This is a genomic window from Nocardia sp. XZ_19_369, from assembly GCF_015355715.1.
Lineage (GTDB): Bacteria > Actinomycetota > Actinomycetes > Mycobacteriales > Mycobacteriaceae > Nocardia.
The window spans coordinates 11477-38232 of record NZ_JACVED010000004.1; the positions used below are offsets into that span (position 1 = coordinate 11477).

General features: G+C 64.6%; 15 protein-coding genes. 7 read left to right on the forward strand and 8 right to left on the reverse strand.

The features are described from left to right. Positions 1–20: 20 nt before the first annotated feature. Positions 21–8489 carry a type I polyketide synthase gene (locus tag IBX18_RS15500; RefSeq protein ID WP_194834375.1) on the reverse strand — a complete coding sequence of 2823 codons (8469 nt, stop codon included), beginning with the start codon at positions 8487–8489 and terminating at the stop codon, positions 21–23. A gap of 713 nt (positions 8490–9202) precedes the next feature. On the opposite strand from IBX18_RS15500, the gene IBX18_RS15505 reads away from it, so the two are divergent. The 3 genes from IBX18_RS15505 (at position 9203) to IBX18_RS15515 (ending at position 11680) form a co-directional block, all read left to right on the forward strand. Beyond that, complete coding sequence (locus IBX18_RS15505; protein ID WP_194834376.1) at positions 9203–9790, forward strand: hypothetical protein; 588 nt, start codon at positions 9203–9205, stop codon at positions 9788–9790. Positions 9791–10046: 256 nt separating this feature from the next. Continuing rightward, positions 10047–10439, forward strand: a complete 393-nt coding sequence (locus IBX18_RS15510) for a YciI family protein (RefSeq protein WP_194834377.1) — start codon at positions 10047–10049, stop codon at positions 10437–10439. Further along, entirely contained in the window at positions 10436–11680 is a 1245-nt protein-coding gene (locus tag IBX18_RS15515) for an RNA polymerase sigma factor (protein ID WP_194834378.1), read from the forward strand. Before IBX18_RS15510 ends, IBX18_RS15515 begins: the two co-directional genes overlap by 4 nt. Positions 11681–11698: 18 nt before the next feature. Here the strand turns inward: IBX18_RS15515 and IBX18_RS15520 are convergent, their stop codons facing one another. Continuing rightward, entirely contained in the window at positions 11699–13612 is a 1914-nt protein-coding gene (locus IBX18_RS15520; RefSeq protein ID WP_194834379.1) for a M61 family metallopeptidase, read from the reverse strand. Between the two features lie 1335 nt (positions 13613–14947). On the opposite strand from IBX18_RS15520, the gene IBX18_RS15525 reads away from it, so the two are divergent. Continuing rightward, the gene (locus IBX18_RS15525; RefSeq protein ID WP_194834380.1) at positions 14948–16282 is read left to right on the forward strand and encodes a cytochrome P450; all 1335 of its coding nucleotides are present in this window, start codon (positions 14948–14950) and stop codon (positions 16280–16282) included. A gap of 13 nt (positions 16283–16295) precedes the next feature. On the opposite strand, the gene IBX18_RS15530 is transcribed toward IBX18_RS15525, so the two are convergent. From IBX18_RS15530 to IBX18_RS15550, 5 genes are all read right to left on the reverse strand, one after another. Beyond that, positions 16296–17135: an ABC transporter permease gene (locus tag IBX18_RS15530; RefSeq protein ID WP_194834381.1), complete on the reverse strand. Its 840-nt coding sequence runs from the start codon at positions 17133–17135 to the stop codon at positions 16296–16298. After that, on the reverse strand, positions 17132–17869 hold the full coding sequence (locus IBX18_RS15535; RefSeq protein WP_194834382.1) for an ABC transporter ATP-binding protein: 738 nt from the start codon (positions 17867–17869) through the stop codon (positions 17132–17134). The genes IBX18_RS15530 and IBX18_RS15535 overlap by 4 nt, the downstream gene beginning before the upstream one ends. Positions 17870–17884: 15 nt before the next feature. Then, the gene (locus IBX18_RS15540) at positions 17885–18364 is read right to left on the reverse strand and encodes a hypothetical protein (protein WP_194834383.1); all 480 of its coding nucleotides are present in this window, start codon (positions 18362–18364) and stop codon (positions 17885–17887) included. A gap of 108 nt (positions 18365–18472) precedes the next feature. After that, positions 18473–19420: an SAM-dependent methyltransferase gene (locus IBX18_RS15545; protein ID WP_194834384.1), complete on the reverse strand. Its 948-nt coding sequence runs from the start codon at positions 19418–19420 to the stop codon at positions 18473–18475. 234 nt (positions 19421–19654) lie between these two features. Then, the gene (locus IBX18_RS15550) at positions 19655–20722 is read right to left on the reverse strand and encodes a hypothetical protein (RefSeq protein ID WP_194834385.1); all 1068 of its coding nucleotides are present in this window, start codon (positions 20720–20722) and stop codon (positions 19655–19657) included. 429 nt (positions 20723–21151) lie between these two features. Here IBX18_RS15550 and IBX18_RS15555 point away from each other — a divergent pair, with 429 nt between their 5' ends. Further along, positions 21152–22048 carry an aminoglycoside phosphotransferase family protein gene (locus IBX18_RS15555; protein ID WP_194834386.1) on the forward strand — a complete coding sequence of 299 codons (897 nt, stop codon included), beginning with the start codon at positions 21152–21154 and terminating at the stop codon, positions 22046–22048. A 147-nt stretch (positions 22049–22195) separates the two neighbouring features. After that, positions 22196–22948 (forward strand): transporter substrate-binding domain-containing protein, encoded by a 753-nt coding sequence (locus tag IBX18_RS15560; RefSeq protein ID WP_194834387.1) that lies wholly within the window; start codon positions 22196–22198, stop codon positions 22946–22948. Positions 22949–23448: 500 nt separating this feature from the next. Here the strand turns inward: IBX18_RS15560 and mdlC are convergent, their stop codons facing one another. Next, positions 23449–25056: a benzoylformate decarboxylase gene (mdlC, locus tag IBX18_RS15565; RefSeq protein ID WP_194834388.1), complete on the reverse strand. Its 1608-nt coding sequence runs from the start codon at positions 25054–25056 to the stop codon at positions 23449–23451. A 213-nt stretch (positions 25057–25269) separates the two neighbouring features. Between mdlC and IBX18_RS15570 the strand changes: the two genes are divergently transcribed. After that, positions 25270–26721 carry an FAD-binding oxidoreductase gene (locus IBX18_RS15570; RefSeq protein ID WP_194834389.1) on the forward strand — a complete coding sequence of 484 codons (1452 nt, stop codon included), beginning with the start codon at positions 25270–25272 and terminating at the stop codon, positions 26719–26721. Positions 26722–26756 lie beyond the last annotated feature (35 nt).

Consider the following 26756-nt stretch of genomic DNA (forward strand, 5'->3'; position numbering starts at 1 on the left):
GCTGTTCATCCCCGTCGGAGCTAGTCGGTGACCACGAGACCCGTGAAACTCGGGAAGGCGTTCTCGGCAGACAGCTCCTCGGCGATCGTTTCCATCACTTGCGCGCTCGCGTTCTGGATGAACAGGTGGCCACCGGGAACAGTCGTGAGCGAGAAGCCGCCGATCGTCAGCTGCTCCCAGCCGCGCAGCTGGGCCGGCTCGAACAGCGGGTCGTCGGCACCGCGCAGGACCGTGATCGGAGCACGCAACGTGACACCGTTGTCGAAGCGATAGTTGCCGAGCATCTTGAGGTCCGCCCGTACCGCCGGTATCAGCGGCTTGACCGCCGATTCGTCATCGAAGTGTTCGGCGAACAGACCGTTGTCTCGCAACACTTCGAGTATCCGGCTGTCCGATTCGCGCTCCAGGTCGAAGCCGTCGCGGAGGTGTTTCAGGTTCCGCACGTAACCCTCGACCAGCTCGGGCGAGGGCCATCCCCCGATGATGAGTTTCATCGGGACCTCGGCGAACTGCTGCTCGAGGTACTTGGTGAGCTCGTAGGCGATCAGTCCGCCCATGCTGTGCCCATAGATGACGAAGGACCGGTCGAGGTACGGCAGCATGGCATCGGCCAGCTCCGCGATGAAGGCGGGCATCGAGTCGATCGGAACCTCGTCGATGCGGTTGTCCCGGCCCGGGTACTGGATCGCCACCACGTCGACCGTGTCGGGCAGGCTGTTCGCCCACGAGGTGAAGGCCGAGGCGCTGCCGCCGACGAAGGGCAGCGTGAATACGCGCAGTGTCGCCGTGTCGGATCGGCCCTTCGTCGCGCGGATCCAGCGCTCCGGGCCTGCGGGTTCCGCCCCGGATGCGGGGAGCGCCACGGACCCGGTGTCGAAGACGTGGGCGAGGACATCGGTGGCGAGCTCGATCAGGGTGGGCCCGCGCATCAGGCCCATGGTCGGGAAGTCGATGTCGAGTTGCTTGGCCAGCACGTTGCGGATCTGGCCTGCCATGAGCGAGTCCATGCCGAGGTCGGTCAGTGAAACGTCATGGGCCAGGCGATCGACCGGCATGTCGAAGATCCGCGAGACCTGCTCGGACAGTGCCGTGACCAGCCGCGCTTCGCGCGCGTCCGGCGCAAGCTCGACGAGCTCGGCGCGCAGGCTCTCGGTGCCGAACGTGGTGGCCGAGCCCGATCCGCCGTCGAGGGCGAGATGTGCGAGCCGTAGCGAGCTGCGGAACGACGGCATCACCTGACTCATCATCACGAAGTCCACGCCGAATACGCTTGCGCGGCTGACACCTTGGGCCAGGCACCGCCCGACGAAGCCGCACGCTGTGTCCGGTGAGATCGCCTTCCATCCCATCCGAGCGAGCGTGTCGAGCTTGTTGCGCACAATGAACCCGACCTCGCCGATGGCGCCCCAGTTGATCGTCAGGGCAGGCAGTCCGAGGTCGCGGCGGTGTGCGGCAAGCGCTTCCAGGAACCCGTTCGCCGCTGCGTAGTTGGCTTGACCAGGCGTGCCGATGTACCAGCTCATCGACGAGTACATGACGAAGGCGTCCAGGTCCAGCGCACGCGTGTGGTTGTGCAGATGCCACGCGCCGTCGATCTTCGGCCGCACGGCGCGAAGGAACTGCTCCTCCGTCATCTGCGCCAGCGCCACGTCGTCGAGCACCATCGCGGCGTGGAAGACGCCCCGTAGCGGCGGCAGTTCCGACAGCCGCTCCAGCAGCCCGACGACCTCGGCCTCGCTCGACACGTCGGCCCGTTCGAGCACCACATCGGCGCCGGACTCCCGCATCGCCGCGATCACCGACTCGTTCTCGGCATCGACCTGGGCCCGGCGCCCGACCAGCACCACGGTGCCCGCGCCCTTGTCGACCAGCCATTGGGCGGTCCACAGACCGAATCCCGTGTATCCGCCCGTGACCAGGTAGGTGCCATCGGCGACGAACGCCTGGTCCACACTCGCGGCCGGATAGACGAGAAGCTCCGTCTCCGGCTCGAACTCGACAACGACCTTACCGATCTGCTTGGCGCCCGCCATGTATCGGAACGCGGAGACCACGTCGTCGGCGCCGAAGTCCGTGTGGGGGAGTGCAGGCAGCGTGCCCGCCGCGACACCGTCGAGCACCTTCGTCATGGACTCGCGGCACAGCGCCGGATCTTCCAGCAGCAGTCGGTCGATGTCGATCGCCGCGTAGATGAGGTTGTTGCCGAACGGCTTCAGACCCAGTTTGTAGTTGTCGTAGATGTCCTTCTTGCCGATTTCCACGAACCGCCCTCGGGGGCGGAGCAGCTCGAGGCTCTTCGGAATGGTCTCGCCCTGAAGGGAATTCAGCACGAGATCGACCCCGTCGTAGCGCTGTCGAATCGCGTCGGCGAACGCCAGCGAACGGGAGTCGAAAACGTCCTCGACACCCAGCGTTCGAAGGTATTCCCGCTTCTCCTCGCTACCGGCGGTGGCGATCACCGTGGCGCCGAGCAGGTGTGCGATGTGGACCGCGGCGAGCCCGACACCGCCGGCGGCGGCGTGGATGAGAACCCGCTCGCCGCGGCGCAGCCTGCCCACTTCCACCATGCCGTACCAGGCGGTCAGGTACGCCATCGGCAGCGTCGCGGCATCGGCGGCCGAGAGTTCCGCCGGTGCCGTGAAGACCCGCCGGGCATCCGCGACCACCATCGAGCCGAAGCACCCGCGAGCAAAGGCGACAACACGATCCCCCGGGGCAATGCCCTCGACCTCGGATCCGACCTGCGTGACAACTCCGGCGCATTCGACACCGAGGTTGTTCTCGTAGAACCCGCCGAAGGTCGCGCCCTCCGACAGCACCCCGAGCGACAGCATGACGTCCCGGAAGTTCAGGCCGGTGGCGAGCGGCCGAATGGCGACGTCGCCCGGACCGACGACCGGCAGGGCCTGCTTTTCGAACCGAAGCTGCTCGACCCCGGGCTCGGCGGGAGCGGCCAGCGCAAAGGGGGTCTCGTCCGACACGCGGGCGAGCGTCGCCACCGACGCCTCGAACTCGGCGAGCGAGACGTGCTCGAGGCGGTCGATGAAGCGCTTGTCCGCGCGGAAGGCGACCTCCTCGTCCGCGGCCTGTGCATGAAGTAGCTCATCGAAGAGCTGAGCCGCGCGCTGCCCGGCGTCCGATGTCGCCGGGTCGAAGTCGATGATCTTCGCGGGCAGCGTGACCTGCTCGTTCAACAGCACCCGGAGAATTCCCCAGCTCGGCAGCTGTGCGGGCACGACGCGGTCGGTCTCCTCGATGATCTGTGCCCCTGCCGTCGCCACCCAGAACCTCGGCGCCTTGGTCCAGTCCAGCTGCTGAACCGCCTGCGCCAGCGCGATCACGCTGTAAGCGCCATGAAGTTCCAGCTCGGGCAACAGCTCGGTGGTGAGATCCGACCCCGCGAAATCCAGGTTCCACAGATGCAGCACGCCGGCCACACCTGCGGTGTGTTCACGCACCTGTTCCAAGACGCGCTGCATGTCCGCGCTGCTCGTCGGATGCACCCGGAAACTCCGCGCGTCGACCTGCTCGAAGGCCGCGCCGCGCCTGACGACGACACTCGCGGCGCCTGCCTCCCCGAGCATGGCGAGATAGCGTTCGGCGACACCGTCCGCGTCCGCGAGGACGACCCAGGCACCCGGCTCGACGTGCGGCTGATACGGCTCGAGGTCCAGCGCCTGCCCGCGCGCCAGAATCACCGAGTTGCCGGACTGCTCCGCGGTGGCGCGCTCGGAGAAGACCTGGACGTGCTCGAAGCCCGCGGTCGGCAGAAAGTCGCGCCACGCCGCATCGGACAACAGCGGGTAGTCCGGCCGCAGGTCGTGGTCGGCGAACTTCCACCACCCTTCGGTCATCCCGAAGGTCAGGTCGACCCAGTGCGGCGAAACCGCTCCCTCGACGATCAGGAGCTGCCCCTGCGACGTCAGCAGACGTTCGACGTTGTCGAGGGTGGCCCGCAGACTCGCGGTGGCGTGCAGCACATTCGACGCCACGACGAGGTCGAAGTAGTGCGGATCGAAGCCCTGCGCCTCGATGTCGGACTCGATGTCGAGGATTCGATAGTCCATGAAATCGCTGTCGGCGAACCGCTGGCGCGCCTTGGCAAGGAACAGCTCCGAGATATCCGAGTACACGTATTCCGCACGCTCGGCAGGCAGCTCGGCGAGCACATGGCCGGTCGTGCCGCCCGTGCCTGCACCGATCTCGAGCACCCGCACCGGTCGGTCGCTCGGCAGCGCCCGCAGCAACTCCGCGACGATGCGGCGGACGATGCGATTGGTCTTCTCGAAGGAGAACGAGGTCCCGTACAGATCGGCGACCGATTCGAACTCGTCCTCCGGGAAGATGAGTTCGACCGGATTGACCTCGTCGCGCAGGACGGCGGCCAGCTCCGTGCCACAGCGCTCCAGCACCGCGAACTCGCTCGCGCATTCCGGATGCTCCGCGCGCAGCCGGGCAAGTATCGGTCCGGGATCGACCCTGGCAGGCGTAGTCAGCACCTGCCATGTTCCGGCGTCGTCTTCGATGATCCCCTGCAGCGACAGCAGCTCGAGTACGCGACCGAGGTACCGCCGATGTTTCTCGTGCACCCCGAGCTCCCGCGCGACCTCGTCCAGGGTGAAGCGGCGGTCGATCGAGAAGTTCATACCCAGCTGGTAAAAGGCCTCGGTCACATAATCGATGCACAGCCGATCCATATCCACTTCCGTCACCGCGTGGTAGTGGTTGTTGACCGACCAGTCCCGCAGCTCGGCGATCAACGGATCGACGGCTACGTGCAAGTCTTCTTCCGAGGGCAGGAAATCGGCTGGGATGCGTGTCTTCGCGTGTACCGGTGCCGGGTGCCAACGGAAGTCGTAGAACGACTGCAGGAGGTCGTCGCCCGCATCGGTACTTTGGGTGATGGACTTGAGCCGCATGCCTTCGAACTCGGCCACGATCGTTCCGTCGTCGGCGACGATCAAGAAATCGCCCTCGCGATACATCGGGTCCCCGTGCAGGCGTGCGCTTCCGTAGCAGTACACGGTACCGCTGGGCTTCCGGTAATAGCTGAACCGTTTGACCTCGACCGGAAGGAAGAGCGTTTTGCCTTCGCCGTCGGGACGATTACTCGGCAGGACGTCGTCGTAGACCATGGCGAGCGAGGTGATGCACGAGTCGAGCAGTCCGGGATGGAACGCATGGCGCGGCGCCTCGTCGGCGGCCGCCGACGGCGTCTCGAGCAGGGCCAGAGATTGGCCGGGGGCGTGCGTGAACTTGATGGCCGCCTTGAACGTCGCGCCCAAGGACAGGCCATTGTGTTGGAGGTCGGTGTAGAAACCCGCGGGATCGACCTCAGCGGCGCACTCGGCCTGGAGTTCCGCGAGCGGTTTGGGGAGTGCGGCGGCGGGAGCATCGCGGCGAAGGGTCCCCAGCGAATGCAAACTCCAGTCCTTGTCGCCGTCCTGACGGCTGTACACGGAAAACTGCAGCGCCGCGGTCAGCACCACTTGGACCAATGGGGCCGGGCGGTTGTCGAAAACGAAGAGGGCGCGCCGGAACTCGACATTCTCGAGCGAGTACGCGCCCGCACCGAACGCATCTTCCGCGCAGCCGATCACCATGTCCAGGTGCCCCGCCGCGGGAAACACAATGGGCCCTTGGACCCGGTGATCGTCGAGCCACGGGAATCGGACCGGGTCGAGCTTCAGTTCCCATACGTGTTTGCCCGGCTCGTCGGCGACTGCGACGCGGTTCCCGTCCCCGACGAGCGGATGGCCCAGCGACGGGAATCGGTTGCTGCGTGACGTTGCCTCTTCCAGCCAGTAGCTTTCGCGCTGCCACGGGTAGAAGGGCACCGGGACACGTTCGCAGATACCGTCGAACAGGGTGTCCCAATCCGGGTCGAAACCTGCCACATACAGCGAAGCAAGCGAGTTCAACAGGGTGACGTAATCGCTGTGCTTGCGATTCAGTGATCCGACGACAGTTCCCTTGACTTGCCGCTTGTCGAGCAGCTCCGCAATGGACGTCGCGTGAATGGGGTGCGGGCCCAATTCGACGAACGTGAGGTGCCCGTCTTCGATCAGGCGATCGATGGTCGGCGCGAATTGCACGGGCTCGCGCACGTTGTGCCACCAGTACTCGGCATCGAGCGCGCCGGTGGGGGCGATGGCTCCGGTGACCGTCGAGTACATCGGAATCGTCGCCGGACCGGACTGCAGCCCGGCGAGCGAGGAGATCAGCTCGTCCTGCAGCGGATCCATGTGGTGGCTGTGGAACGCCACACTGACCTGGAGCATGCGGCAGAAGATCTTGTCCTGGTTGAGCTCACGCTCGATTTCCTCGAGCGCGTCGGGGTCGCCGGCCAGGGCGGTCGACTCCGGGCCGTTCAACGCCGCGACGGCCACCCGCCCGCGATACGCGGCGATTCGGTCCTCCGCCGCGTCTCGTGGCAGACCCACCGCGAGCATCTTTCCTTTTCCGGATGCTTTCTGCTGCACCCGGCTCCGATGGAAGATGACCCGTACCGCGTCCTCGAACGACAGCGCCCCCGACACGCAGGCGGCGGCGACTTCGCCGATGCTGTGGCCGACGACGGCCGCGGGGACGATACCCCAGCTCTGCCACACGGCAGCCAAACCGAGCTGTACCGCGAAGACGGCGGGCTGGGCGATGAAGGTTTCGCCGATGCGGCTGTCGGCCTCGTCGCGACCGAGCTCCTCGGTGACGGTCCAGTCGGCGTACTTGCTCAGCTCGGCGTCGATCCGCTCGACCGTCTGGCGGAACACCGCGTTAGTGGCGAGCAGCTCACGCGCCATGCCCCACCACTGCGGGCCTTGACCCGAGAACACAAAGGTCACACTCGAAGCGGCGTGCCCTTTGACACCGCTTCGAGCCGACTCGGGCGACGAGCCCGCCGCCACGTCGTGCAGGGCGGTGCGTAGCTCGTCCACGGACGAGCACACCATGGCTAGTCGATGGTCATAATGCGAACGCGTCTGCGCCTGCGTGGCCGCGATGCCGGGCAGCGCCGGAGCTGTCGTGGGGTCGTCGAGGAAGTCCGCGTAACTGTCGGCGTACGCGCGCAGCGCGTCCTTCGACTTGGCGCTGAGACTGAACAGCACAGGCTCGTGCGCCGCACGCTCCGTTACCGTGTCCGGCTTCGGCGCCCGATCCGGCGGACCCTCGAGGATCACGTGGGCGTTGGATCCGCCGAACCCGAACGAATTCACACCCGCCAAGCGCGGCCTACCCGCAGGCCACGGTTGACGGGCGGTAGCAAGCTGCAGGCCCATCTCCTCGAACGGGATCGCCGGGTTCGGTTCCGCCGCGTGAATGTTCGCGGGGATCTCACCTTTGCTGACAACCAGGCACGCCTTGATCATTCCGGCGATTCCGGCCGCGGGCTCGAGGTGCCCCAAATTCGACTTCACCGCGCCGACGATGCACGGCCCGTTCCCGTTACGCCCGGCCGACAGCGCTTTTCCGAGTGCGCGCGCCTCGATCGGGTCACCGACCGGCGTTCCCGTTCCGTGCGCTTCGACATAACCGATGTCGGACGGAGCAATACCCGCATCACGACAGGCATCCGCGATCATCTGCGTCTGAGATTCCTCGCCGGGCACGGTCATGCCATTCGTGCGACCATCCGAATTGGTCGCGCTACCGCGGATCACCGCGTAGATATGATCGTCGTCGGCAATGGCCGCCGACAGCGGCTTCAGGATGACCGTGCCCGACCCCTCGCTGCGCACATAACCATCGGCCGACCGACTGAACGACTTGGACCGGCCGTCGGGCGACAGAAATGTCCCCTGACTGAACGCAATGGTGGTCTCGGGCAAGATGTTCGCGCCAACGCCGCCGACGATCGCCATCGTCGCCTCGCCGGAGCGGATACTCCGGCACGCAAGGTGAATGGCGACCAATGACGACGAGCAGGCCGTGTCCACGATCATGCTCGGACCGCGCAGGTCGAGCAGATACGAGACGCGGTTGGCCACAATACAATTGGTGATACCGGCCATGGTGTGGCCGCCGAGCAGGTAACGATTCTCGGGATTGAGCTGAATGATCCCGTAGTCGTGGCCGGAGACGCCCGCGTAGACGGCAGTTCTACTACCGGCGAGGCGTTCGGGAACGATACCGGCATCCTGCAGCGCTTCCCAGGTCGTCTCCAGAAACAGGCGCTGCTGCGGGTCGATCCGCTGCGCCTCGAGTGGGGTGATTCCGAAGAAGTGCGCGTCGAACGCCGTGATGTCGTCGAGGTATCCGCCCGCACGGGTCCGAAGATGCCCCGGACGGGCCGCATCGCGGTCGTAGAAGGCGGTCTTCGTCCACCGGTCCGCCGGGACATCGCGAATGGCATCCCGCTCCTCGAGCAGGAGTTGCCAGAAGTCGTCGGCACTGGCGATTTGTCCTGGGAACCGGCAACCGATCCCTACCACGGCAATGCCCTCGTATGCGGTCGATACGTCCTCGATCGTGGAACTCTGAATAGAACTCATCGCGTTACCTTTGTTCGTAAACCATGCATCAATGCGCCAAAAGGTATGGCCGATTTGCCGCCATCGACGGACGAAGCCGTCCCCGAAACGGCGTAGAAATCGATGCCCCTCGAGAAACGTCCAGCCATCTCGGGAGCGGAAACTTCTGTCGATGGCTCGAAATATCGGACACGACAGGCTCATGCGAGCAGCAAGCCGCGATATCGAACGAAGAAGCAGACTTCCATCGTCGATTCGCGTTGTTCGGGCGCCGAGGCCACGGCGAGGCAAGGGCAACGGGCCGATTGGGCTGATCAGCGCAGGCAAACGTAGTTGCACCGGGACTCTGCTCAATCGTGCCGAACGTCCACATAGCCGATGTCTACCTCACGTCTGGTACCAAGACCTGCGCTCGTAGACGAACGTAACGACCCGCAGTGTCCATGTCAACGCATCGGTGTGCGTCACTGTGCATGCTGCTCGATAGCTGCACCGTACCGCAGTCGGCTCTCTGCCAAGAAACAGGACATGAACAGGGAAGATGCCTGGCGTCATTTGTTGAGGGGAATGCCCTCCGGGCCGGAATTCCACAGCACGACATCGGCCACTTTGCACTTCTAGCGTGCAGTCTCGGCCCAAATCGACCGAGGAAGAGCGATGCTCGTGTGCACGATGACGCGGTGCGCATGTGCACGATGGATAGCTCTGCGCAGCTAGGTGGTATCGTGTTCGCCATGGGCGCCGAAGAGACCGCGAAGCGTCATAGCGTCGAGCCGGATGGACCACGGTTCGGCCGGCAGTTGAAGGCGTTTCGGCAGCGCAATCTTCCCGATGAGCTGATAACCCACCAGCGCATCCACGACCTGGGTGGTCCCACCCGGAATGTCCAGTCTCGGATCGAGAGCGGGCAAGTCGACACCATCAGCTCCACCACGGCGGCCAAATACGACCGAGCGCTCGAGGCGCTGGGCTTGCCGCCCGGGAGTGCGACTGCGGCTCTGTACCATGCTGCCCCGCTCGGATCGCCCGCCGGCGAGCAACCCGCCCCGCCGGCAGCGGACGACGACGTCGAGAGCGGCGTGAGCGCGCTGCAGAACCTGGCTCGCAAGCACAGGCCTGTCGTAGATCTCGTGACCGAGTTCGATCGGCTCGGCATCGAATTGAAGAAGGCCCGCAGCCACACCGAGGGCTATCAGCTGGTCTTCCCCAAGTCGGCGATCGAACAGCTGCTCCAGGCCCTGCAACATGTCGCCAAACCCGCACACACAAGGCACGAATCGGACCCAGAAGATGCCCGCTCACCCGATGAGCGCATCGAATGACGGCCGCTGGTCAGGGTCCTTCGTCCTGAGCTGGAGATGACCTCGGCGGCGACCGTTCTGCCGCGACTCGAAAAGCGCTACAAGACAGCGAATCTGACGTGTGCAGTGGCGAGACAGCTGCTGGCAACCCCCTGCTTCACGTCGTCATGCGTCCGTGTGGGCGAGTGTGCAGGTATGTCGACATCATGGCGTCGGCTCCGACGTTTCCGGTAAGGATGGGTCATCCGGGCGCATCCGTGATCGTGAAGGAGCCGTGATGAAGTACGTGATCCTGATTCACTCCAACCCGCAGCCCTGGGGGCATCCGACGAGTGACTATCTGCCCGAGTACCAGGCGATGTCGCAGGAAGAGCGGGACCGGGTGAACTCCGATTTCGAGAAGTTGCTCGGCGAGATGCAGGAGAAGGGCGAGCTGCTGACGGGGGAAGCGCTCGGGGCGCCCGAGTCATCGCGGCTGTACCGATGGGGTGACGGCAAGCCGCTGGCGACCGATGGGCCGTATTCGGAGGCCAAGGAGCATTTGGCGGGGTTCTTCCTGATCGACGTCGAAAACCACGCTCGCGCAGAGGAGATCGCCGCGCAGTTCGCCGGTCCCGGTGAAACCGTCGAATTGCGGCCCGCGATGTGGCCGGGCGGCGACGACCAGTGAGCAACCGGGTGGTGCAGGACGTGTGGCGGCGCGAGTCGCCGCATGTTCTGGCCGCCCTGCTGCGTAGGCACGGCGACCTCGGTGACTGCGAGGATGCCGCCCAGGAAGCGGCCGAGGCGGCGACGGTGCAGTGGGGTCGCGACGGGGTGCCCGCCAATCCGCGGGGCTGGCTCATCACCGTGGCGTCGCGGCGCTTGATCGACCGGGTGCGGGCCGACCGGGCCCGGGCCGAGCGCGAAGCGGCCGTGGCCGTCGCACAGCCGAGTGACGCGCACGTGGTGGCGTCGGTGGATCAGGCGAGCGTCGACGACAGCGACGACATGCTGCGGATGCTCGTGCTGTGCTGTCACCCGAGTCTGAGCCGCTCTTCGCAGGTCGCGTTGACTCTGCACGCCGTGTGCGGTGTGGGAACGGCTGAGATCGCCGCCGCCTACCTCGTTCCGCCGCGCACCATGACCCAGCGTCTCACCCGGGCCCGGTCGACCCTGCGGTCGGCCGGTGCGGTGTTCGAGCTCCCGAGCCGATCGGACCTACCCTCGCGCATCGCGTCGGTACTCGATGTGTGCCATCTGCTGTTCACCGAGGGCCACACCCGTTCTGCCGGTGGCGCACTGGTGGATTGCAGCCTGACCGAGGAAGCGATCCGGCTCACCCGTCAATTACATTGCGCGATACCGGATCACGACGAGGTCGCCGGAGCGCTGGCCCTCATGCTGCTCACCCACGCCCGAGCGGCGACCCGGACCGTGGACGGCAACCTGGTACCGCTGGCCGAACAAAACCGTTCCCGGTGGGACTGGGACCTGATCGCGGAGGGCGTCGGCATCCTGGAGCGGGTCCTGCCTCGCGGCCATGTCGGCCGGTTCCAATTGCAGGCGGCGATCGCTGCGGTGCATGCGGAGTCACCCACATGGGAGCGCACCGACTGGCCGCAGATCAGCATCCTCTACGCCATGCTCGACCGAGTCGCACCCAGCCCGATCGTGACCCTCAACCGCGCCGTCGCTATCAGCATGGCCGTCGGCCCACAGCAGGGTTTGGACCTGATCGCGCCCCTGCTCGACAACTCGTCGATGCGGCGCCATCACCGGACGCACGCGGTACGCGCACACCTACTGGAACTGATCGGCGACCGGACCGGCGCCATCGACAGCTATCAGCGGGCCGCGCAACTCGCCACGAGCGTCCCCGAGCAGCGGTACCTCAACGATCGTGTGCGCCGCCTCACCGACCCCGGTTAGACGGCGCACACCCCGTCGCTAGTTCCGCGCCGCCAGGATCTGGCTGAGGTAGTCGGGGGTGCCTTCGATGCGTTGCAGATGCGGGTAGCGGAGGCCGTCGTGATAGTTCAGTTCAATGGTCCGTGTCTGATCGAAGTCCTTCACCTGCAAGCGGATCGGTGCGGGGTCGGTCTTGGCCGCCTCGATCGCGGCTTCCATGGTGGCTTGGGAATAGGGGGCGTCGTTGACGGAAACGACCGTCATTCCGGTGCCGACTTTTGCCTTGAATGCGGGGCCGTCCCATCGCACGTCGGTGACCTTGCCTGCACCGGATACGTTGAGACCGATCGAGTAGGTGTAGTTGACGGCGCCCTCGGCCTTTTTCATCTGCGCGGTGAGTAAGGCGCCCGGGTTGTTGTCGTAGACCAACTTCCACCCCGTCTTCTCGACACTCGCGGCGAACGGTTCCTTTCCGTCGATGCGATCGCGCAGGTACTTCGCCCAGTCGTCGGCGACCACGCCATTCAGCGTCGAGACGACTTCGTCGAAGTCGTAGGTTTTCTGTGACTCCCACTTACCGTCTTCGACACCGAAGAACGCGCGAGCGAAATCATCGAGTGACTTTGAGTTCCCGGTCAATTCGCGGATCCGCGCATCCACCCCCAGCCACACCAGTTGCCCGCCCTGGTAGTAGTCCTCGCTGAGCTGCCACGACCGATACGGCTTCGTCCGCCGCTGCGCGATGATGGGATCGTTGGTGGTGTCCTGCAGCGTGCGCCAGGCAAGTCCGGGCCGGTTATCGGTGTAGGCGGCGACTACCGAAGCCAACGCGTCACGAGAAACCTCCGCAGGTCGCAAGCCGGACCGGCCGGTGAGCACGTTGCCCCAATACTGCGTCTGTCCCTCGTAGACCCACAACAAGCTGTCTTGCATCGGGACGTTGTAGTTGGGGGTCCACAGGTCTGCGGGGCGTCGAAACTTGCCGTTCCAGGAATGGGTGTACTCGTGCCCGAGCAGATCGGCGCTGCCCACCGCGGGGTCCCACCCGGTGAAATAGTCCGTGGGCTGGCCGTTCTCGCTGGATCGCTGGTGTTCCAAGCCGTTGGAGCTGAGCTGATCCGACAACGACAGCAGGAAGTCGTAGTGGTCATAGTGTTGTGCGCCGTACAGTCCCAGCGCCTGTTGCACCAGCGCCTTGTGCAGCTCGATGTGCTCGGGCTTGGCTTCGAGCTGCTCCGGTGCGTCGGCGAATACTTGCAGCCGCACCGGGGTTTTCGCGCCGGGAGCCAGGTCGAACTCCTTGTGATAGCGCCCCGCATACACGGGCGAGTCGACGAGGATGTCCAACGGAACAGTCCGGTAATTCACCGTGTCGCCGTCCTTGCCTGCGACCTCCAGTGCGGTTCCGGCCTCGAATCCTGGCGGGTAGGTAACGCTCGCGGTGAAGGGAATCTCGCTGACGGGAGAACCGGCTGGATAGAGGACCACGGCATTCCACTGCAAGTTCAGCATATTCGGCGTCATCACCACACGCCCTTGAGTGGAATCGGTGGGGGTCATGTACTGGAAGCTCGCGTCGATCGATTCCGCGCCGTCAGGCACAGTAACCTTGAACGCGTACACGTTCCGCGGATCACGCTTCCACTCCAGCTTATTCCCGGCGTTGGTGAAGGTGATGCCCGCGATCTTATCGATCGGACCGGACGGAGAGTGGTTGCCGGGCAGCCACTGCGGAAAAAGCAACTCGGCCTCGCCCGACTGAACGGGGATCGTCTGCTTCACCTGAATCACGCGTTGCGGCAGATTGGTCATGTCGACCGCCACCGAGATCGCCTTCTGATTCGCCGGGGCGTCGTCAGGCTTGTCGCGCAAGCCGAAGTACAGCGAGCCTGCCAGGAGAAGAAGAACGACGACGCCAACAGCGCCGATAATACGAATCTTGGACAACGACACTCCCCGAGTAACAGACGATCTTGTCGACACTGCGAAGTAGACGCAATGCCCGTCCCCGGCGGCTGGTGCTCATCCGCCAAGGATAGGACCTACCGATTGCCGTTATAAACAATGCAGCTCATAGCGGCAACAAGTTCGCGTACGGTGCGGTCGCCACAACCGCCTGCCCCATCCCCTCCTCCGGCGTCAACGCTGCAAATAGTTTGTTCGGGTCGGCTAGCGTCCCTTAGTTGCTGAACTGATTGTCGATCCTACGAGGGTTGGTATCGCAGTGTGCGAGGAGCGAGTGTGGGCTACGTCATACCTGTCGGAAGGTTTGGTCGCCGACTGCAAGGAAGGCTCCGACGAGTACGTCACCGGACTCATCGGTAGCAACCGGTAAGACTGACCTGTGCCTTCGTCGCCGTGGCGCGCGTTCGTCCGGAAGTGGTTTGGAACAGCACGCTGGTCGGCTGCAACCGGGTGTTTGAATCCCTTGTCGGCCAACGCATCTGGACGATTGACCAACGTGCGGTATGCGGCATGTGCGGCTGTGCCCCGCGGAGATGGGCCGAGTGCAGAGGTTGGACACCGCCGGCCGCACGGCAGAGCCGTGGGTGTCGCAGTCGACACGGCTCAGCGGGCGATGGGCTGCGGATGCCGACTGGACGGTCGCCTCATTGCTGTTCGGGCCGTGGGCTATCCGCGCCTGGCGCCGGCGGCCGGAGGTATCGGGTCGATCGTGGCCGAGCCTGCCTGCTACCCGGCAACGCGTCACGCATGATCGGTGGAAGATCGGTGCGGGAGAACCTGGACGAGTTGCGGTGAAGTCGTTTGCAACGTTCACGCGAACTATGCGACCGAGTCGACGCCGGCAGGAAGCTGTGGCTTCTCCTGTGAATGGCACTCGGACCGTTGGTGTTCGGCAAAAAGTCGGAGCCGGGCCGATATCCCGGCTAATGTAACGTGTTGATGGACAACAAGCCTCAGTGTTTCAGATCGGTTGTCGCCTGTCCGTGCGGGAGTCCCCGTGCGGACTATCGGAGAAAGTCTGAGACCGAGGCCGGTTTGTCGAAAGTTGTGAGGAGATCGTTGCCCGACACGCTGATCCAGGAGTTGGCTATGACCGACCAAGTCGGGGGGACCGCTTTTCGTAGCCGAGGCGTCCCACGGCATCGGCGGGGCAGTCGCCCTGCGTCGTGCCGCCGACGAGCGCTCCTCCGCTGATGCCCGTCGGCAAGCTCTCTGCACAACCGGTCCACGCGGTCGACTGCGGTGGGGTCGCTGCTGTCTGTGTGGTGATCCGATCACCCGAAGTCTCTGGTCTCGAACCTGCCGAACGAAAGGCAACACGCAGTGGAACTTCGTGACGTCCCGAGTGCGGCTGGACGTTTGCCGGTTCTCGGGCACGGTTACCAGATATTGCGTGACCCAGTCCAGTTCATGGTGGATCTGGTCAACGTCGGGAAGATAGTACGTGTCGACATCGGCAGTGTCGTTGTCTATGTCATCACCGATTTCGAACTACTCCACCGGGTTCTGGTAGAGACCCCTGATGCCTACGAGCGAGGGCTCCTCTTCGAACGCATCCGTCTCATATTCGGGGATTCGCTGATCGTGGCGGATGGTCAGCAACACAGGGATCTTCGTCGTCTGCTGCAACCAGCGTTCCACCGGACAGCGTTGGAAACCTACGCGCCCAGCATCAAGCGCAACGCGGATGCGTTGGCGAGCTCGTGGCGGCCAGGCCAGATCATCGAGGCCCGTTCCGCGCTGTTGGGGTTGGTGATCGCCAGCCTGCTGGGGTCGCTGTTCTCGCGCGAACCCGATACCGAAGAGCTGCAACACATTTCGAGTCTGATCGCGGACATAGGCGCAGGCGCCATCGTGGGCAGTGTGCTGCCCAAGAAACTGGCGAGCCTGCCATTGCCGGTCAACAGCAAATTCCTGTCGGCTGGAACGCAACTGCGGGACTACTGTCAACAGCTGCTCGTCGCGCGCCGGGACAGCGGTGAGCGCCGGAACGACCTGATCGACATCCTGCTGTATTCGTTCGGTGACGAACACCGTAGTGACAAGTTCCTGGCAGAGCAGGCGGTGACCGTTCTCTTCGGCGGCATCGACGCCACGACCGCCACACTGACCTGGGCTATGTACGAGTTGGCACATCGTCCGGAGGTTGCTTCGAGACTGCAGCAGGAGATCTCCGCCGCGGGAGACCTCAGCCCGCAGAGCCTCGACCAACTCGACTATCTGAACCGGTTCCTGAACGAGGTCACCCGGACCCATTCGCCACTACTTCAGACGAGACGCAGCGTCAGCAAGGTCGAACTCGACGGTTTCACATTTCCTGCCGGGACCGATATCGGCTACAGCATCGCAGCTATTCACCGCAACCCGAACATTTTCGCCGATCCGGACACTTTCGACCCCGACCGGTGGCCGACCTCGGGCTCTGGTTCGAAATGCAAGAGCTTCGTTCCGTTCAGCGAGGGCAATCAGATGTGCATCGGTAACAATTACGCCTGGATAGCGCTGCAAACAATTCTCTACAGTCTGCTGTCGAAGTGGGAGTTCCAGCCCGTCAAAACCAAGAAGCTGCCGCGAGCCCTGGGTCCGATCCCCTCGATGGGACGGCTTCCGCTCGAGGTTCGTCCGGTCTCTGTGTTATCGCGCGACCGGAAGTCGTGACGACGGGCTCGGCTCAGGCTGCGTCTGAAGTGGTGCGCGTCCTTCTGCGCAGTCCGGAGATCCGTCGAATGAGGATCGGTAGGACGGCTGTGATGATGAAGAGGCTGACGGCGACGAGGATGAAGTAGAGCAGCGATCCGTTGCGGCCGAAGCGCGGGAGGAAGGCGACTTCCTGGCCGGTCGCGGCGACGGCGTTGAGGAACGGGGCGTAGGCCTGTATCGCGGACCCGCGGGGCAGCAGATTGATGGAGTTCTCGCCCACGTATACCCAGAACAGCAGGACGGCGACGGCGGCGGACGGAGTGCGAATCAGTGACCCGACCGCGACGCCGACTCCGCATGCGGCGAACGCGTAACACGGGACGGTCCAGAGGAACCGGATGCCGGCGGAGTCGGTGATGTCCACATCCCCATAGATTTGCGGGAACAGGTGCGGCAGCGTGACCATGACGGCGATGAGCAGCAGCAGTGTCGAGATTGCCGTGATGGCGCCGTAGTAGATCCACCGGGCCGTCGCGGCCGTCCAAGACCGGGGAAACAGGAAGGCATTGAGATCGCTGGTCTGACCGCGCCATTGGGTGGCGTGGGCGTAGGCGGTGGTCACCATCATGACCGCCACGGACATGGTGATCACCCAGTACACGGAGTTGGTGGTGGAGACCGTGGCCAGGTAACTCTGTCCGGGAAGGCTGGCGAGTCGTTCCGCGACGGCGGCGATTGCGAAGGTGACGCCCAGTGGCAGCAGGAAGGTGAGGGGGACAGCGACGGCCCACAGGAAGCTGCGACCGGCGGTGCGGGTCCATTCCGCGGCGATGGCGCGGCGGATCAGGGTGGCCGGACCGGGGTTGTTCATGGGGCCACGCCGATCGCGACGTCGGTCGGCAGGCCGGCGATGCGTAGGTAGGCGTCTTCGAGGTTGGTCTCGCCAGGACTCAGGGTGTTCATGAGGTGGGCGAACGGCTGGTCGGCCAGCACACGCTGGTTTCCGACGATGACGATGTGGTCGGCGTTGCGTTCGACCTCGTCGAGCAGGTGCGTGGCGACCAGGACACAGGTCCCGGCGTCGGCGAGCCGGCGCAGCAGTTCGCGTATCCAACGGATACCCGCGATGTCGAGGCCGTTGAGCGGTTCGTCGAGCAGCAGGGTTTGCGGCTCGGAGAGCAATGCGGCGGCGATGCCGACCCGTTGCAGCATGCCGAGCGAATAGTGCCCGAGCCGACGATCGGCGACCCGGTGGAGGTCGACGATCTCGAGGACGTCGCCGACCCGGCCCGTGGGTAGTCCACGAGCGCGGGCGATCCAGCGGAGGTGCCGACGTGCCGTGTGGCGTGGGTCGAAGGCTCGGTAGTTGAGGTGCATTCCAAGTGTTGCCGGTGTGGTGTGATGGGCACGGATGAGGGTGCCGTCGACCCGGACGGTGCCGACCGCAGGCGCTATGACGCCACAGATACACCGCAGCAGCGTGGTTTTGCCGGTGCCGTTGAGACCGATCAGGTAGGTGAGTGCCCCGTCCGCGACGGTCAGTTCTGGTACTTCGAGGACGGTCACGCCCGGGTAGCTCAGGGTGAGGTCACGGATCTCGATCACGGCGCTCGGAGCCGGTCAGAAATCGCAGCCCATGGCCAGCCCCACGGCCCTGACGCCCTCGCACACGGAGCTGTTGGACAGCTTCCAGGCACCATCGATGCGCTTCCAGACCACTCGGGCAACCAGATCCGGCTTCCCCACTGACTTGCTGCGCAGCATAGCGGTGTGCACGTCGCCTTCGTGGGTCTCGGGACCGGTGATCGTGTTCGACCCTTGCGGGGCTCGATACCAGCCGATGTTGTAGAGGGTGCGCGCGACCACGACCGCCCTCGTGCCGCCTTCCATATGGGCGGCCTTGGCCTCGTCGGAGCCGGGTAGTTCGATCAGAAACGCGACTTGGTCGTCGAGTTGGCCCACGGTGGGGACATCTGCGGTAATGAGGTCTCCGGGAGCGGCGGAGGCGATAGGGGCATTGACAACGGCGGCGCCGGTCGTAACCGCGGCGACCGATGCGATCGTCGACACGACACCAGCGACAGTTTTGAGGGTCTTCATCAGTTTATCCTCGGATCGACTGGGACAGCACCTGACGCACGTTCGAATGTGCAGGCGGCCAACAACAAATTGGCGGGTTCGAGATTACTCCTGTTTGCGCCGGATAATTCACGGTTTGCGGCCGATTGCCCCGAGCATGATCATTCGAGTGTCCGGCAAGTCGGAGCGCAGCCACTGCTGTACCGGCACCACACCAGGTTCGAGCAACTCGAAGCCGGCGAACAATGCCTCCGTCTGTGCTGCTGAACGAAACTCGACTTGGGCTGAAGTGCCTTTGGTGCCGGCGAGCACCTGCAGTATCTCCGGGGCGGAATCAAGGGAGCCATGAGTCATCGCCAGGTAGCTGCCCGGGGCCAACTGGTCGCGGAAGGCGGCGATGATCCCGGCGGGGTCCTCGGCGTCCATCACGTAATGCAGCACGCTGATGAGCGTGATAGCCACGGGCTCGCCGAAATCGATCAGGGTGCGGTTCTTCAGCTGATCGAGGATGTCGAGGGGATGACGAACGTCGCCCAGCAGTGCGGTGACACCGTCCGGCTTGGCCAGCAGCGCGTCGCAATGGGTGTGCACGACCGGGTCGTAGTCGACGTACACCACCCGCGCGGCCGGCGCGATCTCCCGAGCCACCTCATGCACGTTGGGCGAGGTCGGGATGCCCGAGCCGAGATCGAGGAACTGACGGATACCGGCTTCCGCGGCCATCTGGACGGCTTTGATCCCGAAACTTCGGGTGAACCAAGCCAAGGTCTTGAGTTCGGGTGCGCTGGAGAGCAATTCATTGCCCATGTCGCGGTCGATCTCGCGATTGTCTTTTCCGCCCAACAGGTAGTCATACACCCGGGCAGAGTTCAGCTGACCATGCTCGAACGGTTGCGGCGTTCGGTTGTCGTCTGACGGGGGCCCTTCGGTTCCTTCGACCACAGGTGCAACCGTAGCCGATCGATACCCCGGACGGGTGCTCCTCGAGAGATTTGGTGCTCTTATCTGGTGGGAGTACGCGTTGTCCGAACGAGGCGCCGCGCCCCCCGACCGAACCGGCCGCCCGGTCCGGGTCATCGATGAATCATGCTCCCACACAGCGTGATCCAACATTTTACGACAGGCCTACCAGCGCTTACTCCCGGCCTCAGTGGCAGCCGAGGGCATCGGCGACGTTGCCGGCGAACCGTCGGCGCCGATACAGCTAGGACCCACAGCGACCGAATCCGCCGTAGGGTCAGGTGGGCATATATGTCCGAAATATCCGCTGGCGCACGCCGATTCGAGTCCGTCTGATCGTTCGGCGACTGTTCAGGTCTCTGTTTCAGCCAAGGCGACTGCGTGTGCGACTGCGGACTGCGCCCGCTCGACGGTCTTGTAGCGGCCCAGGCCGCACGGGGCCGCGACGTCCAACCGGCCGCCATAGGCCGACTCCGCCGCTGCCAGCCCCTGTCGTGCTTGCGCGAGCGGCTGCGCGGGATGCGCAAGTCCGGCGACAACACGCGTAGTAGCAGGCAATTCGAGGCGGGCCAGGGGCGCGTAGTACCGCGGCCGGACCGGCGCCTGTTTGCCATCGCCGATGGGCAGGTGAACGAAGTCGAGATGCCGCCCGGCGGGCCAGTATCGCGCTATCGCGTTGGCCAGCGCAACGACCGGGGCCGCCGACCTCGGTGCCACGACCGGCTTGTCTTCGAGGCTCCCGTAACACAAGTGCACACCGAAATGGGAACCATGGGGCGCCCGTGCGACCAGGCGCCCGATCGCTCGACCTGCCGCGGTGGCCGGACCTTGCCGCAGGCCCGCGGGTAGCCCGCTGCAGAGGAGTGTCTCCGCGGCCAGCTCGAGCTGGAATACGACGTTGTCCCGCAACGCCTCGTGGATACGGACGATCTCCCTGACGGTGGCGTCGAGAATCGGGCGGTAATAAGGAAAGCCCCGGTCACCACGGCCCAGCGAGCCTCGGCGCCACGCGAGCATCCGCGCCTCGAAGGCGATGAAACCGATAACGAAGGGCGTCGGTATGCCCACCTGCAAGCGAAGTTCGGGATCGGTTCGGCGCAGCTCGGCCAACGCGTCCATGGCACGCCCGGCCTCCTCCGCATAGCCGAGCGCGGCGTCGATATCGGCTTCGGTCAGCGAGCGGCCGGGCCGCAGGCGGAAGGTGTCACGGGAACGCAGCGTCGACCAATCACCGCGGCGCACGGGCGCCAGCGCCGGGATGTCGTTGAACCGGTCGATGATGGGTCTGATGTACCACTGGGCGCGGTATGGATCCGCTTCACCGCCCGGAACCATGCCGTCGAGGTATTCACCGGCGGTGTCGACGGCGAACGCCATTGCCTTCTCTGGGCTGTCCAACTGCGCGGGCAAGCTGCCCACGAAGTGGATCCTGCGCTTGGGCTGCACGGCGACAGTGTCGCATATCGGCCGCCTCGAGACGTGGGCGTTCCCCGAGTGTCGGCTGGACTCACCGGGATTCGGGCGTTTCCTGGACAACGCGACCGACCGGCCTGTTCGCTAACGCCGGCCGCGGCACCATGCGAGAGGCGGCCCTCCGTCGTAGGGGGCTGTTGCCGGACGGGTGCCGGGCAACTTTTCGAAGAACTCCGGTGCGAACTTTTGGCGGCCGTGGCCCTGTTCGTCGGGTTTGCCGGGCCTTGAAATAGCGGGCCAATTGATTGCGGGCGATCCGGAAAATCCGGACATTGATTGCGTCCACCGCAATGTCCTTTCTGTTTCGTCGTGGTGGCGCAAATCTTGAAACTGTCGCCGGGCCGGTCGGGTGCCCCCTCTGTACACTGAATTCGCGTGGCCGACACCGAGATCGAGATCACCGCTGACCTGGTCCGCGACCTGCTGCGGGAGCAACATCCAGACCTTGCGGGGCTGACCATTCGCGAGGTGGCGGGCGGCTGGGGTAACCAAATGTGGCGACTCGGCGACGGGTTGGCCGTGCGCATGCAGCGCATGGACCGAACCCCGGAGTTTCAGCTCAAAGAGCGGCGGTGGCTGCCTGTCTTGGCCCCGCGCTTGCCGCTGCCGGTGCCGACCCCGGTGCGGTTCGGTGAACCGTCCGAGCGCTTCCCCAAGCACTGGACTGTGATGACGTGGGTTCCCGGCGAGCCGCTGGACCATGGCACGATCAGCCGCGGCGTCCATGCAGCCGACACACTGGCAGCCTTTCTCCAGGCACTGCATGTGGAGGCACCTGCAGAGGCGCCGATCGGTAGAGACCGCGGTGCCCATCCCCGCAACTGCACGGCCGACTTCGGGCACTTCCTTCAGGCCGTTGCCGCCGACGACATCGCTACCGACGTCCGCGCCGTCTGGGATGACGCCGTCGCGGCCCCAGCGTGGGAGGGCCCGTCGGTGTGGGTGCACGGCGACCTCCATCCCGCGAACGTCGTCGTCGCGGACGGAACACTCACGGGCATAGTCGATTTCGGCGACATGTTCGCCGGCGATCCGGCGTGGGATCTCGCTGCCGCATGGGTGCTGCTACCCGCGGGCACGGCCGCACGGTTCTTCGACATGTACGCGCAAGCAGATGACGCGGCGATCCGGCGCGCCCGCGGGCTGGCAGCTATGAAGAGCCTCTTTCTGATGCTCATGGGGCAGAACGGAGATCGGGGCCTCCCCGGTGGCAAGCCGCACTGGGGACCTGCGGGCCGGGCGGCACTGGATCGTGTTCTGCAGGGCGTTTGATGGATGCCGCCAAGCCGTAATTCCGCGTACAGGCACTCGGCGTACCACGATGGGGATACTGTCGGCAGATCGCCTCGGAGTTACCTGAGTCGGGTTGTGTGGTGCGTGGACGTGTCTGTTGTCCGCGCACCGAAGAGAGGGACTCTCGTGCGCCGCAAGCTGTTCGCCGCCGTCATGCTCACCATCGTCGCCGCCACCGGGCTCACTGCCTGCGGAAGTGCCGACCCGAATGTGTTGAAGATCGGCACCGAAGGTGTTTACGCGCCCTTCAGCTACCAAGGCTCTGACGGCAAGCTCACCGGCTACGACATCGAGGTCGTGCAGGCGGTCGCCGAAAAGCTCGGCAAGAAGGTCGAATTCGTGATGATTCCATGGGACGCGATCTTCGCCGGGCTCGAATCGAAGCGCTTCGACCTCATCGCCAACCAGGTGACGGTCAATGACGAGCGCAAGAACAAGTACGCGCTGTCGCAGCCGTACACCTTCTCCGAGGGTGTGATTGTCACCCGAACGGACAACAACAGCATCACCTCGCTCGCCGATCTCAATGGCAAGGTCTGCGCGGAGTCCGCGACAACCACCTGGGCCAAGGTCGCCACGAACGCGGGCGCGAAAATCGAGGCGGTGGAAGGCTTCGTGCAGGCCATCCAGCTGCTGAAGATCGGCCGGGTCGACGCCACCGTCAACGACAACCTCGCCGTCGCCGAATACACCAAGAAGACCGGTGATACCAGTGTGCGGATCGCCGGCAAAACCGGTGCCGCCAGCCTGCAGTCGTTCGCGGCCCGCAAGGGTGATGCGCTGATGACCGACGTCGACAAGGCGTTGGATACCCTGCGCGCCGACGGCACACTGGCGAAGATCTCCGAGAAGTACTTCGGCACCGACGTCAGCAAGTAGCCGTCTGTTGCCCTCACATCAGGGCTGATCCGTTGGGCGGAGCGGTCATGAAAACTGACCAGGCGGGTCATGGCTCGGGTCGCCTTTCACGCTTAACGTGATCGAGGCACTTCCATATAGGCGCCGGCATGTCGGGAAGCGCCCAGTTGCTCGAGTCCTTTGGGGCAGTGGCTATTTCGCGCCACCGTGACGTTCGGTCGCGGTACTACTGCTCGCCTCGGAGGGAATTCCTATGGCTGACCGTGCTCGACTTCGCATGTGGCGGTGGCGCTCCCGTGCTCTATTGCGGATGGCCGCTGCTACCGCGGTTGTCGGTATCACTGTGCCGTTCTCGTCGAGTGTTCTCGCGCAGGCAGAGCCCGATGCGGGTGAACTGGGCAGAGAGTCAATTACGCCCGCAGCACATAGAGCTGAATCCTGACGGGCCGAGCTTCATCAACGTTCCGGTCAGCGGTGCGCCGTGGTGAGCCGGGCGGTCCTCACGTGCGGTATGGCGATTGCTAGTCGAAGACTCCGCTGGGCTCGTCGGTGATCTGGACCTGGATCAGGTGCGGGCCGGGGGCGCCGAAGGCTTGCTTCAGTGCATCGGCGAGGTCGTTGGTGGTGGTGACGGTGCGGGCAGGGACGCCGTAGCCGGTGGCGATGCCGGTGAAGTCGATGCCCGGCAGGTTCAGGCCGGGTAGTCCTTCCGCGTCGAGCCAGGTGCCGTAGTCCTTGAGGACCTGGTAGGCGCCGTTGTGCACGATCAGGTAGGTGATATCGAGGTTGTGCTGGGCAGCGTTCCACAGTCCGGTGATGCTGTAGTTCGCTGAGCCGTCGCCGATCAGCGCGATCACCGGCCGGTTCGGTTGGGCCAGTGCGACTCCGGCCGCCGCGGGTAGCCCGTAGCCGAGGGCACTGGCGGCGCCGCAGAAGAAGCTGTTGGGTGCGGTGATCGGCAGTTTGTCCCACCACGCGCCCAGCGACGGCGCTTCGTATACCCAGGCGGCGTCGTCGGGATGGTGCTCGGCGAGCACCTGGAGAAACTGAGCCTCGCTCACCGAATCGGTATCTTGTGCCGAAATGTCAACCGGCGCAGTGGTTTTCTTTGCGACGGGTAGTGGGCGAGTGATGGTGACCTGTTCGGCGAGCTGGGCCAGCGCTTCGGCGGGGTCGCCGACGATGGCCGTTCCGAGCGGTGCGCGTGCGGCCTGGTCGGGATCTGCCGTGATGAGGGTCAGTTCGGTTCCTTCGCGCAGGTACCGGCCAGCCTCCCACGCATGGTAAGGCAGCACCGCGCCGCCTACCCAAGCGACGAAATCGTAGGGGGCCAATTGATCTCGAACCTGGCCGATACTGGCCCCGAGGGTGCCCTGGTAGCAGGGATGCCGGGTCGGAAACGAGATCCTCGGGTACTCGTAAGTGCCGAATTTGACTGGTAGACCGGCTTCTTCGGCAAGCGCAACCGCAGCGTCCCAGCCGCCGTAGGCGTCGACGTCGGGTCCGAGCACCAGCACGGGATTCTCGGCGGTGTCCAAGCGCTGAGCCAGCGCTCGCAGCGCCGCCCGGTCTGCTACCGGCCGACCAGCCACTTGCCGGCCCAAGAGATAGGGCAGGTTGTCGGTATCGGCGGGCTCGTTCCAATCCGACAGTGGGACAGACAGATACACCGGCCCGGTCGGCATGGTCATCGCACAGGCGACCGCCCGTGCCAGCGCGGCGGGGACCGCTTGGGGCGACGGCGCTTCGAAGCTCCACTTGACCAGCGGCCGCGGCAGAGTGGTCGCGTCGTGGTTGGTGAGCATGCCCTGCAAGGTGATCAGCGGCCGGAACTGCTGTCCACTGATCAGTACCAGCGGCGTTCCCGCCTGCCAGGAATTCACGAGGTTACCCATTGCCTGTCCCACACCCGCTGCCGAGTGCAGGCTGACCAGCACCGGTTTCCCGGTGGATTGGGCGTAACCGTCGGCCATTGCCAGCCCTGCCCCCTCCTGGAGGGCGAGGATGTAGCGGAAATCATCGGGGAACTCTTGCAGAAACGGCAGTTCGTTCGACCCCGGGTTGCCGAAAAAGGTGGTGACACCCAGCGACCGCAGGACCTCGTAGGAAGCTTCTCGTACCGTCGTCACGTGCACAAATACCGCCTTCTCGTCGAGTAATCGGTGTTTCGTAACGAGCTCGCGATCGAAATGTGCGGTCGTCGGGTCGGATCTCCATCATGCTAACCGCAAGCCTGTTTTGTTTACGGCAGGCCGTTTTCGGTCGGGCTGTATTCGATGTGACCGGTTTAGGCTTCTATCGAAGAATCGGCGGATCGGCGAGGTGCTGGAGGCTGGATTGTCATGAGCGAGGTAGCGGCACGACTCCGCGCGGCACTTCCCGAAATGGTCATGAGTTTCGAGGGGGACCCCGATTACGACCGAGCCAGGGCGACGTGGAATGTGCGCACCCGGTTCCGGCCGCTCGGATTGGTTCAGCCACGCAATACCGCGGAGGTGCAAGCAGTATTGCGCGCCGCGCGGGCGGTGGGCATCGCCCAATTGGCTATTCGTTCCGGTGGTCATTCGATGGAAGGCAACGGGTTGGGCGGGCCCGACAGTAAAGCGTTGGTGATCGACTTGATGCAGATGCGCGCGATCAGCGTCGACTCGGCGGCGAAGACAGTTACTGCCGAACCCGCGGTGCTGACCGGCATTCTGTATTCGAAAGCCTTCGAACACGGGCTGCTGGTGCCGGGCGGTGACTGCCTCAACGTCGGGCTCGGCGGCCAAGTCACCGCCGGCGGCTACGGGCGCTGCCTGCGCACCTACGGCAACCTCACCGACCACGCCCTGGAGTTCGAGGTCGTCACCGTCGACGGCGAGGTCCGCACCGCCAACGCCACCGAGCACGCCGACCTTTTCTGGGCGCTGCGCGGCTCCGGAACCGGATCGTTCGGCGTCATCACCCGAATGAAGCTGAAGGCGCACGACGTACCGAGGGCGCCCGCCGACTTCACCTTCCGCTGGCACTTCGACCAGGTCGACGTCGCCCGAACCCTGATCGACGTGCAGCGGTACTGCCTGCATTCACCGACTACCGTCAGCCCGATCCTGGCCACCTGGCGGGGCATGATCGAGCTGTCCGGCGGACTTTTCACCGACACCGCCGCCGAACGCGACGCGTTGATCGCCGACATGCGAGCCGCACTGCCGACACCCACCGAACCCGCGCACATCGAACCCCTGAATTTCTTGCAGGTACTCGAGCGTCAGAGCGAAGAGCAGACCTCCGCTCACTGGCTGGTCGACGCGAGCGCTGTCACCCGCGAAACCAATAATCATCTACGCTATCAGCGGGTACGGGCAGGATTCCTACCGAAACCATTGTCGGAGAGTTTGATCCGTGAATTCGCGGAGCTGCTGAAAAGTCAGCTGCCTGGCAATCGAGTGCAGTTCTGCCGGATCAACCCCGCCGTCGAATTGCCTGTCGAAGCTTGCGCGATCAAAAACCGTGGCTGCACGTGGCTTTCGGGTTTCGGCACCGACGTCGAATCCGGCAACGGACTGACCGTCGATGATCTGGAAGTCGAGGGCGACCGCCGCTACCGTGAATGGGAGGACCAGGCCTACGAGCTGTTCCATCCCTACTCCGCCGGCCCATACATCGGCGACGACGATCTCATGGAAGGCAACCATGGTCGCGATATGTTCGAGGCCTACTACGGCCCGCACCTGCCCCGACTGAAAGAGATCAAACGCAAATACGATCCCGAGAACCTACTCCACCACAAGATGAGCATCCCCCTCGATTGAACCGAGTGAGAAGGGAACGGCGTGACGAATTTCGC